General features: G+C 67.1%; 13 protein-coding genes. 11 read left to right on the forward strand and 2 right to left on the reverse strand.

Features of this window, described 5'->3' with window-relative positions:
- Nucleotides 1-16 precede the first annotated feature (16 nt).
- The 6 genes from LG380_RS15510 to LG380_RS15535 all read left to right on the forward strand — a co-directional run bounded on the left by LG380_RS15510 (nucleotide 17) and on the right by LG380_RS15535 (nucleotide 7,888).
- Nucleotides 17-2,176 carry a bifunctional (p)ppGpp synthetase/guanosine-3',5'-bis(diphosphate) 3'-pyrophosphohydrolase gene (locus LG380_RS15510; protein WP_225766323.1) on the forward strand — a complete coding sequence of 720 codons (2,160 nt, stop codon included), beginning with the start codon at nucleotides 17-19 and terminating at the stop codon, nucleotides 2,174-2,176.
- Nucleotides 2,177-2,367: 191 nt separating this feature from the next.
- Nucleotides 2,368-2,751, forward strand: coding sequence for a RidA family protein (locus LG380_RS15515; RefSeq protein WP_225766325.1), 384 nt, complete (start codon nucleotides 2,368-2,370; stop codon nucleotides 2,749-2,751).
- 173 nt (nucleotides 2,752-2,924) lie between these two features.
- Nucleotides 2,925-5,030: an ATP-dependent DNA helicase RecG gene (recG, locus tag LG380_RS15520; protein WP_225766327.1), complete on the forward strand. Its 2,106-nt coding sequence runs from the start codon at nucleotides 2,925-2,927 to the stop codon at nucleotides 5,028-5,030.
- Between the two features lie 66 nt (nucleotides 5,031-5,096).
- Nucleotides 5,097-6,035, forward strand: a complete 939-nt coding sequence (locus LG380_RS15525; RefSeq protein WP_225766328.1) for a nucleoside hydrolase — start codon at nucleotides 5,097-5,099, stop codon at nucleotides 6,033-6,035.
- A gap of 74 nt (nucleotides 6,036-6,109) precedes the next feature.
- Nucleotides 6,110-6,352 carry a type B 50S ribosomal protein L31 gene (locus LG380_RS15530; RefSeq protein WP_225766329.1) on the forward strand — a complete coding sequence of 81 codons (243 nt, stop codon included), beginning with the start codon at nucleotides 6,110-6,112 and terminating at the stop codon, nucleotides 6,350-6,352.
- 258 nt (nucleotides 6,353-6,610) lie between these two features.
- On the forward strand, nucleotides 6,611-7,888 hold the full coding sequence (locus LG380_RS15535) for a citrate synthase (RefSeq protein WP_225766330.1): 1,278 nt from the start codon (nucleotides 6,611-6,613) through the stop codon (nucleotides 7,886-7,888).
- A gap of 92 nt (nucleotides 7,889-7,980) precedes the next feature.
- On the opposite strand, the gene LG380_RS15540 is transcribed toward LG380_RS15535, so the two are convergent.
- Together LG380_RS15540 and LG380_RS15545 are read right to left on the reverse strand one after the other, a co-directional pair.
- Nucleotides 7,981-8,598 carry a hypothetical protein gene (locus LG380_RS15540; protein WP_225766331.1) on the reverse strand — a complete coding sequence of 206 codons (618 nt, stop codon included), beginning with the start codon at nucleotides 8,596-8,598 and terminating at the stop codon, nucleotides 7,981-7,983.
- Nucleotides 8,599-8,661: 63 nt separating this feature from the next.
- Nucleotides 8,662-11,091, reverse strand: a complete 2,430-nt coding sequence (locus tag LG380_RS15545) for a penicillin-binding protein 1A (protein WP_225766332.1) — start codon at nucleotides 11,089-11,091, stop codon at nucleotides 8,662-8,664.
- 218 nt (nucleotides 11,092-11,309) lie between these two features.
- Here LG380_RS15545 and LG380_RS15550 point away from each other — a divergent pair, with 218 nt between their 5' ends.
- Genes LG380_RS15550 through LG380_RS15570 form a run of 5 tightly spaced genes read left to right on the forward strand, consistent with a single transcriptional unit; the run spans nucleotide 11,310 to nucleotide 16,172 of the window.
- Nucleotides 11,310-12,368, forward strand: a complete 1,059-nt coding sequence (locus tag LG380_RS15550; RefSeq protein ID WP_343237796.1) for a pilus assembly protein PilM — start codon at nucleotides 11,310-11,312, stop codon at nucleotides 12,366-12,368.
- Nucleotides 12,368-13,084: a PilN domain-containing protein gene (locus LG380_RS15555; protein WP_225766334.1), complete on the forward strand. Its 717-nt coding sequence runs from the start codon at nucleotides 12,368-12,370 to the stop codon at nucleotides 13,082-13,084. Before LG380_RS15550 ends, LG380_RS15555 begins: the two co-directional genes overlap by 1 nt.
- Entirely contained in the window at nucleotides 13,081-13,743 is a 663-nt protein-coding gene (gene pilO / locus LG380_RS15560; RefSeq protein WP_225766335.1) for a type 4a pilus biogenesis protein PilO, read from the forward strand. Before LG380_RS15555 ends, pilO begins: the two co-directional genes overlap by 4 nt.
- On the forward strand, nucleotides 13,740-14,273 hold the full coding sequence (locus LG380_RS15565) for a pilus assembly protein PilP (RefSeq protein WP_225766336.1): 534 nt from the start codon (nucleotides 13,740-13,742) through the stop codon (nucleotides 14,271-14,273). The genes pilO and LG380_RS15565 overlap by 4 nt, the downstream gene beginning before the upstream one ends.
- A gap of 18 nt (nucleotides 14,274-14,291) precedes the next feature.
- Entirely contained in the window at nucleotides 14,292-16,172 is a 1,881-nt protein-coding gene (locus LG380_RS15570) for a type IV pilus secretin PilQ family protein (RefSeq protein ID WP_225766337.1), read from the forward strand.
- Nucleotides 16,173-16,221: the final 49 nt, after the last annotated feature.

The raw sequence follows: 16,221 nt of genomic DNA on the forward strand, positions 1-16,221 counted from the left end.
GTCATAGTCTTCCGCCATGAACCCAGGCCCTTCTGCCCAGGTAGCCGCGCCGCAGGGCGAGGCGATCCCTGACTACGTATTGCAACTGGAGCGCGCGGCCAGTTACCTGCCCGCCGACCAGCTCCCGCTGCTGCGCCGCGCGTGGGAAGTCGGCGCGGCCGCGCACGCCGGCCAGACCCGCAAGTCGGGCGAACCGTACATCACCCATCCCGTCGCCGTGGCCGTGGTGCTGGCCGAACTCGGCCTGGACCTGGAAACGCTGATCGCCGCGATCCTGCACGACACCATCGAGGACACCCCGCTCACCCGCGAGGAACTGGCCGCCGAATTCGGCGAGGCCGTGGCCGAACTGGTCGACGGCGTGACCAAGCTGGACAAGCTCAAGTTCCGCGACCGCCAGGAAGCGGCGGCCGAGAGCTTCCGCAAGATGCTGCTGGCGATGTCGCGCGACCTGCGCGTGATCATGATCAAGCTGGCCGACCGCCTGCACAACATGCGCACCCTGGGCGCGCAGAGCAGTGAGGCGCGCAGCCGCATCGCCCGCGAGACGCTCGAGATCTACGCGCCGATCGCCCAGCGGCTGGGCATGAGCCTGATCAAGTCCGAGCTGCAGAACCTTGGCTTCAAGGCGCTGTATCCGTGGCGCCACGCGATCCTGGAAAAGCACATCCGCAGCCAGCCGGTGGTGCGCCGCGAGGCCATGGCCCAGGTCGAGATCCAGCTGTCCCAGCGCCTGGCCCGCGAAGGCCTGGAGCACCGGCTGGTAAGCCGCATCAAGACGCCGTGGAGCATCTACAACAAGATGCGCGACGAGAACAAATCCTTCGACCAGGTCATGGATGTGTTCGGGTTCCGGCTGGTGATGCGCAACGTGCCCAACTGCTACCACGCCCTGGGGGCGGTGCATGCCACGTTCAAGCCGCTGGATGGGCGCTTCCGCGATTTCATCGCCATTCCCAAGGCCAATGGCTACCAGTCGCTGCACACGGTGCTGTTCGGGCCGTACGGCTCGCCAATCGAGGTGCAGATCCGCACCGAGGAAATGGACCTGATCGCCGAGCGCGGCGTGGCTGCGCACTGGACCTACAAGTTCGGCGGCGACACCCCCAACAGCGCGCAGAGCCGCGCCCACGCCTGGATCGTGGAGCTGATCGAGTCGCAGCGTGCGGCCGGCTCGTCGCTGGAGTTCCTGGACAACGTCAAGGTCGACCTGTTCCCCGACGAGGTCTACCTGTTTACGCCCAAGGGCAAGATCCTGGCGCTGCCGCGCAACTCGACCGCGCTGGACTTCGCCTACGCCGTGCATACCGACATCGGCAACCAGGCCGTGGCCTCGCGCGTGGACAAGAAGCTGGTGCCGCTGCGCACGCGGCTGGTCAGCGGACAGACGGTGGAAGTGATCATCGCCAAGTCGGCCACGCCCAAGCCGCAGTGGCTGGAATTCGTGGTCAGCTCCAAGGCGCGCACCGCGATCCGCCACCAGCTCAAGCAGCTCGAGCACGAGGACGCCGTGCAGCTGGGCCACCGCATGCTCGACCGCGCACTGGAGGCGATGGACAGCTCGCTGGAGCGCCTGCCCAAGGGGCGGCTGGATGCGTTCCTGGCCGAACACCGCTACCCGCGCCTGGAGGCGCTGCTGGCCGACGTCGCGCTGGGCAACTGGATGCCGACCCAGGCCGCGCAGGCGCTGATGGCCTACGCCGAACTGCGCGGCGCCGGCAGCTCGCGCCACTCGCAGGAGAAGATCCTGATCAACGGCAGCGAGCGCGGCGTGGTCAGCTTCGCCAACTGCTGCCAGCCGATCCCCGGCGACGAGATCATGGGTTACCACACCGCCGGCAAGGGCATCGTGGTCCACCGCATGGATTGCCCGAACCTGGCCGAGCTGCGCAAGTCGCCCGAGCGCTGGGTGCCGATCGGCTGGGACAGCAACGTCACCGGCGACTACGACACCTCGCTGGTGGTGGCCGTGGAGAATGGCACCGGCGTGCTGGCGCAGCTGGCCGCGGCCATCGCGCAGAGCAAGTCCAACATCGAACGCGTGGACTACCTGGATCGCGACTTCAACGCCGCGGTGCTGTGCTTCAACATCCAGGTCCGCGACCGCAACCACCTGGCCGAGGTGATGCGTCGCCTGCGCCGGTTGTCGGTGGTGCAGTCGGTCCGTCGCCAGTAATCCGTTTTCCACAGCACATGTGCGCCGCCACGCGCACAAGCTGTGGATAACGCCCGCCGCGCCTTGCCGGGCGGGCGTTGCGAAGTGGTGGTGAAAAATTGTCCACCTCGCGCGTGCCGTCGAGCACGCCGGCCAGGCTGGCACGGGGCAGCGGCTACAATGGCGCGTCTTCCTGCAAGTGGAGCTGCACCATGTCCCGTCAGATCATCAATACCGCCAAGGCGCCAGCCGCCATCGGTCCCTATTCCCAGGCCGTGCGTGCCGGCAACACCGTGTACTTCTCCGGCCAGATCCCGCTGGATCCGGCGACCGGCGACATCGTCGCCGGTGACGTCACCGCGCAGGCCCGTCGCGCGTTCGACAACCTCAAGGCCGTGGCCGAGGAGGCCGGTGGCTCGCTCGACCAGATGGTCCGCCTGGGCCTGTACCTGACCGACCTGGGCGAGTTCGCCAAGGTCAACGCGGTGATGCAGGAGTACTTCCAGGCCCCGTTCCCGGCCCGCTCGACCATCGAGGTCTCCGGCCTGCCCAAGGGTGCGGCGTTCGAAGTCGATGCGGTGATGGTGCTCGACTGATCCTTGTTCGTGGCAGGGGCCGGTTATCCGGTCCCTTGTCCAACGCTGCACCCATCGCGCCACTGCGCGCGAGCTCATGAGCGCCGCGCAATGCGGCAAATCCCTACCCGCATCCGCGCATCGGGCGCGCGTGTGGGGTTCCGGTCGGCAGGCGATGCCGTCATCCTTGCGCAATGCCTGCACGCCGCGACACCGCCCTGCTTGACCTGCCTACCGAGCCGCTGGACCGCCTGGCCGGCGTTGGCCCGCGCGTGGCCGCCAAGCTGCAGGCGCGTGGCCTGTACACGCTGCAGGACCTGTGGCTGCACCTGCCATTACGCTACGAGGACCGCACCTCGCTGGTGCGGATCCGCGACCTCCTGCCCGGCACTGCCGCGCAGGTCGAGGGTCGGGTGGAGGCCGTCGAGCGTGGCTTCCGTTACCGCCCGGTGCTGCGCGTCGCGCTGACCGACGACTCCGGCGCCACTGTGGTGCTGCGCTTCTTCCATTTCCGCGCTGCGCAGGTGGCGCAGTTCGCCGTGGGAACGCGACTGGTGTGCTACGGCACGCCCAGGCCCGGGCAGCACGGGCTGGAAATCGTGCATCCCAGCTACCGGGTGCTGGGCGACGACGAACACGTGGCGCTGGGCCAGGCGCTGGATCCGGTCTACCCCGCGGTCGAAGGCATCGGCCCGGCGACGCTGCGCAAGCTGATCGGCCAGGCGCTGGACCGGCTGCCGTCCGAAGCGTCGCTGGAACTGCTGCCGCCGGGACTGTTGAACGGCCTGTCGCTGCCCCCGCTGCGCGAGGCGCTGCTGACCATGCACCGCCCGCCGGCCAGTGCCGACCTCGCCGCGCTGGCGGCCGGCACCCATCCAGCGCAACGGCGACTGGCGATGGAGGAGCTGCTGGCCCACCACCTGAGCCTGCGTCGGCAGCGGATCAGCCTGCAGCGGCATCGCGCGCCGGCGCTTCGTGGCGACGGCAAGCTGGTGCAGTCGCTGCGGCAATCGCTGCCGTTCCGCCTGACCGCGGCGCAGGAGCGCGTGTTCAACGAGATCCGCGCCGACCTCGCGCGCTCGCACCCGATGCTGCGGCTGGTGCAGGGCGACGTGGGCTCGGGCAAGACCGTGGTCGCGGCACTGGCGGCGATGCTGGCGGTGGAGCAGGGCAGGCAGGTCGCGCTGGCCGCACCCACCGAACTGCTGGCCGAGCAGCACCTGGCCAACCTGCGTGGCTGGCTGGAGCCCCTGGGCATCAACGTGGCCTGGCTGGCGGGCAAGGTAACCGGCAAGGCCAGGACGAAGGTGCTCGAGTCGGTGGCCTCGGGCGAGGCGCAGGTGGTGGTCGGCACCCATGCGCTGATGCAGGAGCAGGTCGTGTTCCGCGACCTCGCGCTGGCCATCGTCGACGAGCAGCACCGCTTCGGCGTGCACCAGCGACTTGCGCTGCGTGACAAGGGGGCCGCCGCCGGCACCGTGCCGCACCAGCTGGTGATGACCGCCACCCCGATCCCGCGCACGCTGGCGATGGCTGCGTACTCGGACCTGGATGTATCGGCGATCGACGAGCTGCCACCCGGGCGCACGCCGGTGCACACCATCGTGATCAGCGCCGAGCGGCGCCCGGAGCTGGTCGAGCGCATCCGCGTGGCCTGCGCCGAAGGCCGCCAGGCCTACTGGGTGTGCACGTTGATCGACGAGAGCGACGAGGTCGTGGCCACCGCCGCGCAGAACACCTTCGAGGCACTGTCGGCGCAGTTGCCCGAGTTGCGCATCGGCCTGGTGCATGGACGGATGAAGACCGCCGACAAGCAGGCTGCGATGCGCGCGTTCAAGCAGGGCGAGACCGACCTGCTGGTTGCCACCACCGTCATCGAGGTGGGCGTGGACGTGCCCAATGCATCGCTGATGATCATCGAGAATGCCGAGCGCCTGGGCCTGGCCCAGCTGCACCAGTTGCGCGGCCGCGTCGGCCGTGGCGCTGCCGCCTCGCGTTGCGTGCTGATGTACCAGCCACCGTTGTCGGCGATGGCGCGCCAGCGCCTGGAAACCATGCGCCAGACCAACGATGGCTTTGTCATTGCCGAGAAGGACCTGGAGCTGCGCGGTCCCGGCGAACTGCTTGGCACCCGCCAGACCGGCCTGGCCAGCTTCCGCGTGGCCGACCTGGCGCGTGATGCGGCGCTGCTGCCGCATATCCAGGCCTTTGGCGAGCAAGTGCTTCAGCAGTCGCCCGAACTGGCCGACCGCATCGTCGCGCGCTGGATCGGCGGCGCGGTGCGATACGCGGCGGCGTGAAGGCCCGCGCTTCCGTTGGCCGCCGGCTGGTGCCAGACTCCATGGCCAACCCGAAACGACCCGAGCATGAGCAACAAGATCCCGCTGTTGATTGATACCGATCCGGGCGTCGACGACGCGCTGGCCCTGTTGATGGCCTTTGCCGATCCCGACCACGACGTCATCGGCCTGACCGTTGCCGCTGGCAACGTCGGCCTCGAGCACACCGTGCGCAACGCGCTCAAGCTGTGCGAAGTGGCTGGCCGCGAGGACGTGCCGGTTTTCGCGGGCACGCCCGATCCGCTGCTGCATCCGGCCGTCGATGCGGCCCACGTGCATGGCCGCGACGGCTTTGGCGACGTGGACCTGCCGCGTGCCGCGCGCCAGGCCGAAGCCGAGCACGCCGCGCTGGCGATCCTGCGCCTGTCCCACCAGTACGCCGGCGAGCTGTTCCTCGTCGCGCTGGGGCCATTGACCAACATCGCACTGGCACTGAAGCTCGACCCGACGCTGCCGCAGCGGATCAAGCGCTTCCTGGTGATGGGCGGGGCGATCAATGGCCACGGCAACATCACGCCGGTGGCCGAGTTCAACATCGCCTTCGATCCGGAAGCGGCGCATATCGTCTTCAGCAGCTTCCCGCACATCGAAGTGGCCGACTGGGAAGCGACCGTGGCCCATGGCCTGCTGCACGACGACGTTGGCCAGTGGCTGTCAGCCGATACCGACAAGGCGCGCTTCTACGAGCTGATCTCGCGCCAGACCCGGTTGTGGTCGGAAGATGCGCGCGGCGAGCGTTGGTATGCCGCCGACGCGCTGGCGATGGCGTGGGCGCTGCAGCCTGATGGCGCGACGCGCGTCGAGCAGCGTCCGCTGGCCATCGAGCTCAGCGGCACGCACACGCGTGGCGCCACAGTGGTGGACTGGAACCGCCAGACCGGCCAGCCGGACAACACCACGCTGCTGATCGGCTATGACCAGGAGCGTTTCGAGGCCCAGGTCCGCGCCGCGCTCGGCCTGGCCTGAGTTTTGGCTTGCATGCAGGTCCGTTCCGCGGCTATACTGCCGCTCTTGATCACCAGCCCACACGGTGCGAGCCCATGAAGGCCGACATTCATCCTGCTTACCGCCCCGTCGTTTTCCACGACGTGACTTCCGATTTCAAGTTCCTGACCCGTTCGACCATGTCCTCCAAGGAGACGGTCAAGTGGGAAGATGGTGAAGAGTATCCGCTCGTCAAGGTGGAAATCTCCTCGGCTTCGCATCCGTTCTATACGGGCAAGCACAAGGTGATCGACACCAGCGGCCGCATCGACAAGTTCCAGAAGCGCTACGCGCGCTGATCTTCCGATCGGTTGTGTTCCGGCAACGGCCGCGCCCTGCGCGGCCGTTGCTTTATGCCGTCCGCGGACCCGCCAAGCGGATCCGCGCCGGTGCAACGCCTTGTTGCATGGTTCGCTCCGTCTACGACTTCCGTCCTAACGACGGTAAAAATGCTGCTATGCGATAATGGCGCGATCCCGAACCCGCCAGGGAATCCATTCACGCGTCTGCCCGCATTCCCCAACAGGACAGGCGCCTTCCAACGAGGAGCGCTCACTGTGTCCGATCTTGATCAGGTCACGCTCAACGCCGGCGACAAGTCGGTCGTTCTGCCGGTACTCAAGCCCACCCTGGGCAACGATTGTGTCGACGTTTCGAAGCTGACCAAGGAAACCGGTCTCTTCACCTACGATTCCGGCTTCACCGCCACCGCCAGCTGCAAGTCGGCCATCACCTACATCGATGGCGACAAGGGCGTGCTGCTGTATCGCGGCTACCCGATCGAACAGCTGTCGGAAAAGTCCAGCTTCGTCGAAGTGGCTTACCTGCTGGTCAACGGCGAACTGCCGACCGCCGAGCAACTGAAGGCCTTCGCCGACGAGCTGACCGCCGAAGCCAATGTCGATGAGTCGATCAACACCCTGATCGGCAGCTTCGCCAAGGATGCCCACCCGATGGCCATCCTCGCGGCCGCCATCGCCCAGCTGTCGGCGATCTACCACGACTCGCTGGACCTGTCCGACGCCGAACAGCGCCGCAAGGCCGCCGTGCGCCTGATCGCCAAGGTCCCGACCCTGTCGGCGCTGATCTACCGCCACGGCAAGGGCCTTCCGGCCAACAAGCCGGACACCTCGCTGGACTACGTCAGCCGCTTCCTGAAGCAGACCTTCGAGTCGGCTGATGGCAACTACGACCTGAACCAGGACGTGGTCAAGGCGCTGGACCTGCTGTTCATCCTGCACGCCGACCACGAGCAGAACGCCTCGACCTCGACCGTGCGACTGGTCGGTTCGACCGGTGCCAACCCGTACGCCTCGGTCGCCGCTGGCGTGACCGCGCTGTGGGGTCCGGCCCACGGTGGCGCCAACGAAGCCGTGCTGAAGATGCTGGAGGAGATCGGCACCGCCGACAATGTCGAGTCCGCCGTGCTCAAGGCCAAGGACAAGACCTCCGGCTTCCGCCTGATGGGCTTCGGCCACCGCGTGTACAAGAACTTCGACCCGCGCGCCAAGGTCATCGGCAAGATGACCAGCACCGTGCTGGAGCAGCTGAACCTGAAGGATCCGCTGCTGGATGTGGCCGTGAAGCTGGAACAGGCCGCGCTGCAGGACGAGTACTTCGTGGCCCGCAAGCTGTACCCGAACGTCGACTTCTACAGCGGCATCATCTACAAGGCGCTGCAGATCCCGACCGAGATGTTCACCGTCATGTTCGCCCTCGGTCGCACCGCCGGCTGGGTGTCGCACTGGCTGGAGCAGCAGGTCGATCCGGAAATGAAGATCGGCCGTCCGCGCCAGATCTACACCGGCTCGGACGTGCGCGATTACGCCAAGTAATCGTCCTCGCCAGATCGGCAATAAAAACCCCGCTTCGGCGGGGTTTTTTTCAGGGGTTGGCCGGCTGGCGCAGTGGCCGCTCAATCCGGAGGTCAGCCCGGCCAGCTGCCGGTGGCCAAGTGCTGGCGCAACTGCGCCAGCGACGCGCGCGGCAGCCGCTGTCCGTCCATTGCCTGCACGGGCGGCTGCTGCAACGCCGAGCGCGGCAATACCAGCAGCTCGAACGAGATGCCGTCGGCATCGAAGGTCCAGCAGGGCAGGGGAACGCGCGGCCCACCGCGCTGCAGGTGCAGGTAGCGGGTGGCCAGGTCGGCGCCGATGCGCTGGTCATGCAGGAAGCACTCGATCGCCTCGGGCTCGTCCACGTGCAGGTGCACGCTGACGGCGGTGTGGGCTACCGCAGTGCCGTCCAGCACCGGCCCGGCCAGCCGCGGTTCGAAGGCGTGCAGGAACTCCAGCGCGTGCAGCGCGGCCTCGCGTTTGCGCTGCAGGCCCTGCGCGTGGCCGCCGCCGAACAGCGCCTGCTGCTGGCGCAGCGCGGCTTCGATCTCGGTACGGCTGGGCAGCAGTGCATCGTCGCGGATGCCCATCCGCGCCGCCGCCTTGTGCCGGGCCTGCGTCACGTCAGCGGCCGACCCCTCGCGCAGCAGGCGCGCGGCCAGTTCGGCGATACGGATGCGGTCGCGGCTGTCGGAACGCTCGCTGCGCATGGTCTGGCTACCTGGGCATGGCGCCCGAGCATAGCCCGGGCGCCCGTGCAGGACGCGTCCGCGTCAGAAGATGTCGAACGCCGCGTCGTCGGCCTGCTGGTCCTGCGGCTGGAAGTCGAAGTCCTGCAGGCGATCCAGATCCTCGACCTTGACCCATTCGGTCACGCCATTGAGCGTGGCCTCGACCATGCCGGCCGGCGGGTCGTTGCGGGCGATCGGCTGGTTTTCCAGCGCCACGCGCATGTAGTCGATCCAGATCGGCAGCGCCGAGCGGCCGCCGTACTCGCGGTAGCCCAGCGAACGGAAGTCGTCGCGGCCGACCCAGACCGTGGTCACCAGCGGGCCACCGAAGCCGGAGAACCAGGCGTCGCGATGGTCGTTGGTCGAGCCGGTCTTGCCGCCGACATCCTCGCGGCCGAGCACCTTGGCGGGGGTACCGGTACCGCGCTGGACCACGTCGCGCATCATCGACACCAGCTGGTAGGCAGTGCGCTCGTCGATCGCGCGCGGGGCGATGCGTGCATCCGGGTTCACCGGGCGGGCCGGCTCGCCGGCAGCTTCGGTGCCGGCCGGCGCAGGCTGCGACGGGGTGGGTGCAGCGCCGAAGTTGAAGCCGTCCACCACGCTGCTGTGGGGCGCGGCGCCGGCGCTGGGGGCCACGCCACAGCCACGGCAGGCCACGGCCGGGTTCTCCTGGAACACCAGCTTGCCGTCGCGGTCGCGGATCCTGTCGATCAGCCAGGTGTCCACGCGCGAACCGCCGTTGGCGAACGCGGCATAGCCACGGGCGACCGAGAGCGGGGTGAGCGAGGCGGTGCCCAGCGACATCGACAGGTTCGGCGGCAGTTCGGCCTCGTCGAAGCCGAACTCGCTGATGTACTTGCGGGCGAACTCCACGCCGATGCCGTCCAGCAGGCGCACCGACACCAGGTTGCGCGACTGCACCAGTGCCTCGCGCAGGCGCATCGGCCCGCGGAAGCCGCCGCCGTCGTTCTGCGGCGACCAGGTCTTGCCGCGGCGGTCGCGGAACACCACCGGCGCGTCGAGCACGATCGAAGCCGGATTGAAGCCCTTGTCGAATGCGGCCGCGTACACGAACGGCTTGAAGCTGGAGCCGGGCTGGCGCCGCGCCTGGGTGGCGCGGTTGAACTTGTTGCCGGCGAAGCTGAAGCCACCGACCAGGGCGCGCAGGGCGCCGGTACCGGCATCCAGCGACACCAGCGCGGCCTGGCCGCGCGGGACCTGGTCGATCAGCCACTCGCCTTCCTTCTCCCCCGCCTTGACCCGGATCAGGTCGCCGCGGGTGACCAGCTTGGCCGGAGTGCGGTTGGTCCAGCGGCTGGCGGCCACCGGCAGGGTGACTTCGGTGCGGTCAGCCAGCACCACCGTGGCGCTGCCGTCGGCATGGGTAGCGCTGACGATCGCCGGCACCAGCCCGGATTGCGAGGAAATACCGGACAGGCGCGAGGCCAGCGCCGCCGCGTCGGCATCGGCCGGCAGGTCGAAATGCTGCTCCACGCCGTGCCAGCCGTGGCGATGGTCATAAAGGAAGAGGCCATCGCGCACCGCATTGTTGGCGGCCGTCTGCATGTCGCCATCGATGGTGGTGGTCACGTGGTAGCCGCGGTCCAGCACGTCACCACCGAAGCGGGTGACCATCTCCTGGCGCACCATCTCGGCCACGTAGGGCGCCTGCACCTGCACCGGTGGCTCGTGCGGAGCGGCATGCATCGGCACCGCCTTGGCCGCATCGGCCTCGGCCTGGGTGATGAAGCCCAGCTCGGCCATGCGCTGCAGCACGTAGTTGTCCCGGCGCTGGCGGGCGCGTTCGGGGTTGCTGATCGGGTTGCCGCTGGACGGGAACTTGGGGATGCCGGCCAGCGAGGCCATCTCGTCCAGGTCCAGCTCGTGGAGCTTCTTGCCATAGTAGAACTCGGCGGCGGCGCCAACGCCGTAGGCGCGGTTGCCGAAGAAGCTCTTGTTGAGATACAGCTCGAAGATCTCGTCCTTGCTCAGCTCGCTCTCGATCTTCCGGGCCAGCAGGATCTCGGCGAACTTGCGCTTGAAGCTGTATTCGGAGCTCAGGAAGAACTGCTTGGCCAGCTGCTGGGTGATGGTCGAGCCGCCGGCAACGCGCTCCTTGCCCCGGGTCTTGGCCAGCAGCCAGACGGCACGGCTGATGCCCTTGTAGTCCACCCCGCCGTGCTCGTAGAAGTTGGCGTCCTCGGTGGCCAGGAACGCCTGCTTCAGGCGCTCGGGCACGTCCTTCATCTGCACCGGGTAACGCCGGGTCTCGCCGAAGACGGCCATCAGCCGGCCGTCGCTGGTATAGACGTACATCGGCTCCTGCAGCTGCACCTCGCGCAGCGCCTGCACGTCCGGAAGCTTGGAGGACACCACGTAATAAAGGGCGCCAGCAGCGACGCCGGCCAGCAGCACGAGGACGACGACCATGGCCAGCGTCCAGCGCAGCCAACGACGGAAACGGGGCATCTAGACAGATTCCGATTGCGAATTTCGTGGCCCCAGAGTATAGATTACGCGGCGAAGCGGCTGGGGCCGTGGACCGGGGATGGCAAGGGGACACTACCAGGGGGCAACGTGACGGGCTTCCCGGCTCGCACGTGGGGTGGTTGCCAATTGCGAAAATTTCGTTATTAATGCGCGGGCGCAAGATTTGCGTCCAAGTGCCCGTCGGCAGGGGAGAATCCGTGGGGCTTATCCCAAAAAGTCAGTCGCCGCTCATCGGCGTCGACATCAGTTCGACTGCGGTAAAGCTCTTGCAGCTTTCCCGCAGCGGTAACCGTTTCCGCGTGGAACACTACGCTGTCGAGCCACTGCCGCCGAATGCGGTGGTGGAGAAGAACATCGTCGAGGTTGAGGCGGTGGGCGAGGCGATCCGGCGCGCGGTGACGCGCTCGGGGACCAAGGCAAAGCATGCCGCTGCCGCCGTGGCGGGTTCAGCCGTGATCACCAAGGTGATCCCGATGCCGGCCGACCTCGACGAGAACGACATGGAAGCCCAGGTCGAGCTCGAGGCCGTCAACTACATCCCATACCCGATCGAGGAAGTGAACCTCGACTTCGAGGTGCTGGGCCCGGTGCCCAACAACCCGGAAATGGTGCAGGTCCTGCTGGCCGCCTCGCGGTCGGAGAACGTGGAACTTCGCCAGTCCGCGCTGGAACTCGGTGGCCTGACCGCCAAGGTGATGGACGTGGAGGCCTTTGCGGTCGAGAACGCCTTTGCCCTGGTCGCCAGCGAACTGCCGGTGGCCAGTGACGGCGTGGTCGCCCTGGTCGACATCGGCGCCACCATGACCACCCTCAACGTCCTCCGTGGCGGTCGCAGCCTCTACAGCCGCGAGCAGGTCTTCGGCGGCAAGCAGCTGACCGACGAGGTCATGCGCCGCTATGGGCTGACCTACGAGGAAGCCGGCCTGGCCAAGCGCCAGGGTGGCCTGCCGGAGAGCTACGAGATCGAGGTGCTGGAGCCGTTCAAGGAAGCGACCGTGCAGCAGATCAGTCGCCTGCTGCAGTTCTTCTATGCCGGCAGCGAGTTCAACCGCGTGGACCATGTGGTGCTGGCCGGTGGTTGCGCCGCGCTGGCCGGCCTGCCGGAGATGGTCGAGGAACAGCTGGGCGTGCCCACCGTGGTGGCCAACCCGCTGGCGCAGATGACCCTGGGGCCGAAGGTCCAGGCCCACGCCCTGGCCCAGGACGCCCCGGCGCTGATGATCGCTACCGGCCTTGCCATGAGGAGCTTTGACTGATGGCACGGATCAATCTTTTGCCGTGGCGCGCCGAGCGCCGCAAGCAGCGCGAGCGCGAGTTCTACGGGATGCTCGGCTTTGCCGCCATTGCCGGCATCGTGCTGTCGATGCTGGTCTGGTTCCACTACGACCGCCAGGTCAGCGGGCAGATGGAGCGCAACGCGTTCCTGCAGGCCGAGATCGACGCGGTCAAGGAGCAGAACAAGGAGATCGATCGCCTTGACCGCCAGAAGGACCGCCTGCTGGCCCGCAAGAAGGTGATCGAGGAACTGCAGGCCAAGCGTTCGCAGATGGTGCACCTGTTCGATTCGCTGGTACGCACGATCCCGGACGGCGTGGTGCTGACCGCGCTGAAGCAGGAAGGCGACATCCTGACCCTGGAAGGACGTACCCAGTCCAACGCACGGGTTTCGACCTACATGCGCAACCTCGAGGGCTCGGGCTGGATGACCAACCCGGAGCTGTCGATCATCGAGGCCAAGGCGCAGGAGAAGGACGCGGCAGGCGCCAGCCTCGATACCAAGTCGCTGCCTTATGTATTCATCCTCAAGGTCCAGCTGCCGGCACCGGGCGACAAGCCGGTGGTGGCCGCCGAGCCCGAGGACGTCGTGCCGGGCGAAACGTCGGTTGAAACGCCGGCCGCCAGTGCGGACGCGGCTGAGGAAGCGGCCGCCCCGGCGGCACAGGCCCCGGCCCAGGAGGGTGCAGCGTCGTGAGCCAGAAGAAGATCAACCTCAAAGAGCTGGACTTCAACAACATCGGCAACTGGCCGCAGCGCGCGAAGATCGTGTTCTGCACCCTGCTGGCGCTGTTCATCCTGATCCTTGCCTGGTTCCTGCTGATCAGCAGCAAGCGCGACGAACTGCTGAACCTGGATGCGCAGGAATCGACGTTGCGTGCCGAGTTCGAGAAGGAACAGGGCCGGGCGGTCAACCTGGAGCCACTGAAGCAGCAGCTGGCCCAGATGGAGCAGGTGCTGCAGCAGATGCTGCGCCAGCTGCCCAGCAAGACCGAAATGCCGGACCTGATCATCGACATCTCGCAGACCGCGCTGTCCAGCGGCCTGAACAACGAGCTGTTCCAGCCGGGCCCGGAATCGCCGAAGGAGTTCTACGCCGAGAAGCCGATCGCCCTGCGCATGGTGGGCAGTTACCACCAGTTCGGTGCCTTCGTCAGTGGCGTGGCCTCGTTGCCGCGCGTGGTGATCCTCACCATGCACGACATCAACCTCAAGCCCAAGGATCCGCAGACCGGCATCACCCGTGGAGGTGCGCTGGAACTGTCGGGCACGGTCAAGACCTACCGTTACCTGGATGATTCGGAGATGGATGCCCAGGTTGAGCCGGCCGAAGCCGGCCAGGCAGGTGGAGCATGAGCATGACCTCCTCTGGAAAGATCACGTGCGTGCTGGCGATGGCGCTGCTGGCCGGTTGCGGTCGCGGCATCACCAGCACCCCCGGGGACGCGCCGAACCTGCAGAAGTGGGTGGCCGACGTCCGTGCGCGTCCGGCCCCGCCGCTGGATCCGCTGCCGGTGATGCAGCAGTTCGAGACCTTCGAATACGCCGCGCAGGGCCTGCGTGACCCGTTTACCGATGCCTGGGTCAATCCCGACGGCGGTGGCGGCTTGCGCCCGGACCCGAACCGTCGCAAGGAACCGCTGGAGCAGTTCCCGCTCGACAGCCTGGACATGGTCGGCACCATCGGTGGCGGCAGCGGGCTGGTGGCGCTGGTGATGGCGCCGGACAAGGTGACCTACCGCATCCGTCCTGGCGTCTACATGGGCCAGAGCGATGGTCGCGTCACGGCGGTCCGCGAAGACGGGATCGAACTCATTGAACTGGTGTCGGATGGTGCGGGTGGCTGGCTGGAACGCCCGGCAGCGCTCGCGCTCGACGATAAATGATTGATAGGGGATAGCACGATGACTTTTTCCAAAGCCCTGAGCCTGCGTCCCGTCCGGCGCCAAGCAATGTTCCGTGTCTGCGCGCTGGGGATTGCGCTGGCACTGGCCAACGGCTCCTTGATGGCAGCGCCCACCGGCGTAATGCCCGACATGACCGGTCAGGTCCAGGCACCTGCCTCGATCGCGGTATCGAAGATCGACTTCAAGCGCGGCGATGATGGTGCCGGCCGCCTGGTCCTGCAGTTCAACGGCCAGGGCGCCAGCCCGGACCTGCGCAACCAGGGCAGCAACGTCGTCATCGACGTCGGCAATGCCACCCTGCCGGCCGAGCTGCAGCGTCCGTTGAACGTCACCGATTTCGCCACGCCCGTGCAGCGCATCGACGCGATGCCTTCCGGCAGCGGCACCCAGCTGGTGCTGAGCACCCAGGGTGAGTTCGAATCGCTGGCCTACCAGACCGGCAACGAGTACGTGGTCGAGATCGCCCCGCGTGCCGCCGAAGTGGCAACCGGTGCGGTGACCGCCCAGACCGTGGCCCAGGCCGCGGCGACCGTGGCCTCCTCGCGCGGTTACACCGGTCGTCCGGTCACCTTCAACTTCCAGGACGTGCCGGTCCGTACCGTGCTGCAGCTGGTCGCGGAAGAGTCCAACCTGAACGTGGTTGCTTCCGACACCGTGCAGGGCAACGTCACCCTGCGCCTGATCAATGTGCCGTGGGACCAGGCACTGGACATCGTGCTGCGGGCAAAGGGCCTGGACAAGCGTCGCGAGGGCGGCGTGATCTGGGTGGCTCCGCAGCCGGAGCTGGCCAAGTTCGAGCAGGACAAGGAAGACGCGCGCATCGCCATCGAGAACCGCGTCGACCTGGTCACCGACTACATCCAGATCAACTACCACAACGCCGGCGCGATCTTCAAAGCGCTGACCGAGGCCAAGGGTATCGGCGGCAGCGGTGGCGGCGGCTCAGGCGAAAGCCAGAACGACAACGGCTTCCTGTCCCCGCGGGGCCGCATCGTCGCTGACGACCGCACCAACACGCTGATGATCAGCGACATCCCGAAGAAGATCGCGCAGATGCGCGAGCTGATCGACGTGATCGACCGTCCGGTCGACCAGGTGCTGATCGAGGGCCGCATCGTCATCGCCACCGATACCTTCGCCCGCGACCTGGGTGCCAAGTTCGGTCTGGGTGGTACCCGCAGCTACAACAACGGCGACAACACCGCGACCATTGGCAACGGTGCCAACGGCAATACCAACGCTACCCGCGGTCTCAACGTGAACCTGCCTGCCGGCTCGTTCACCAACCCGGGTTCGGCCGGCGCTCCGAGCCTGGCCTACACGCTGCTCGGTGCCAACTTCAACCTGGACCTGGAACTGTCTGCGCTGCAGGAAGAAGGCCGCGGCGAGGTCATCTCCAACCCGCGCATCGTCACCGCCAACCAGCGTGAAGGCGTGATCCGGCAGGGCAAGGAAATCGGCTACGTGACCATTACCGGCGGCACCGCTGGTACGGCAGCCACCCCGAACGTCCAGTTCAAGGAAGTGCTGCTGGAGCTGAAGGTCACCCCGACCATCACCAAGGACAACCGTGTGTTCCTGAACATGGAAGTCAAGAAGGACGAGGTCGACCAGTACCTTGAACTGGCCGGTTACGGCACGGTGCCGTCGATCAACCGCCGCGAGATCAATACCGCGGTGCTGGTCGAGGACGGCCAGACCGTGGTGATCGGTGGCGTCTACGAGTTCAGCGACCGCAGCAGCGTGGCCAAGGTACCGTTCCTGGGCGACGTTCCCTTCCTCGGCAACCTGTTCAAGAAGCGCGGCCGTGGCAAGGACAAGGCCGAGCTGCTGGTGTTCGTGACCCCGAAGATCCTGCGCGTCGCCAAGACCCGCTGATCCGCAGCATCGTTTCACCGGAAGGGGCCGCCATGCGGCCCCTTTCCTT

The organism is Stenotrophomonas sp. Marseille-Q4652, from assembly GCF_916618915.1.
GTDB lineage: Bacteria > Pseudomonadota > Gammaproteobacteria > Xanthomonadales > Xanthomonadaceae > Stenotrophomonas.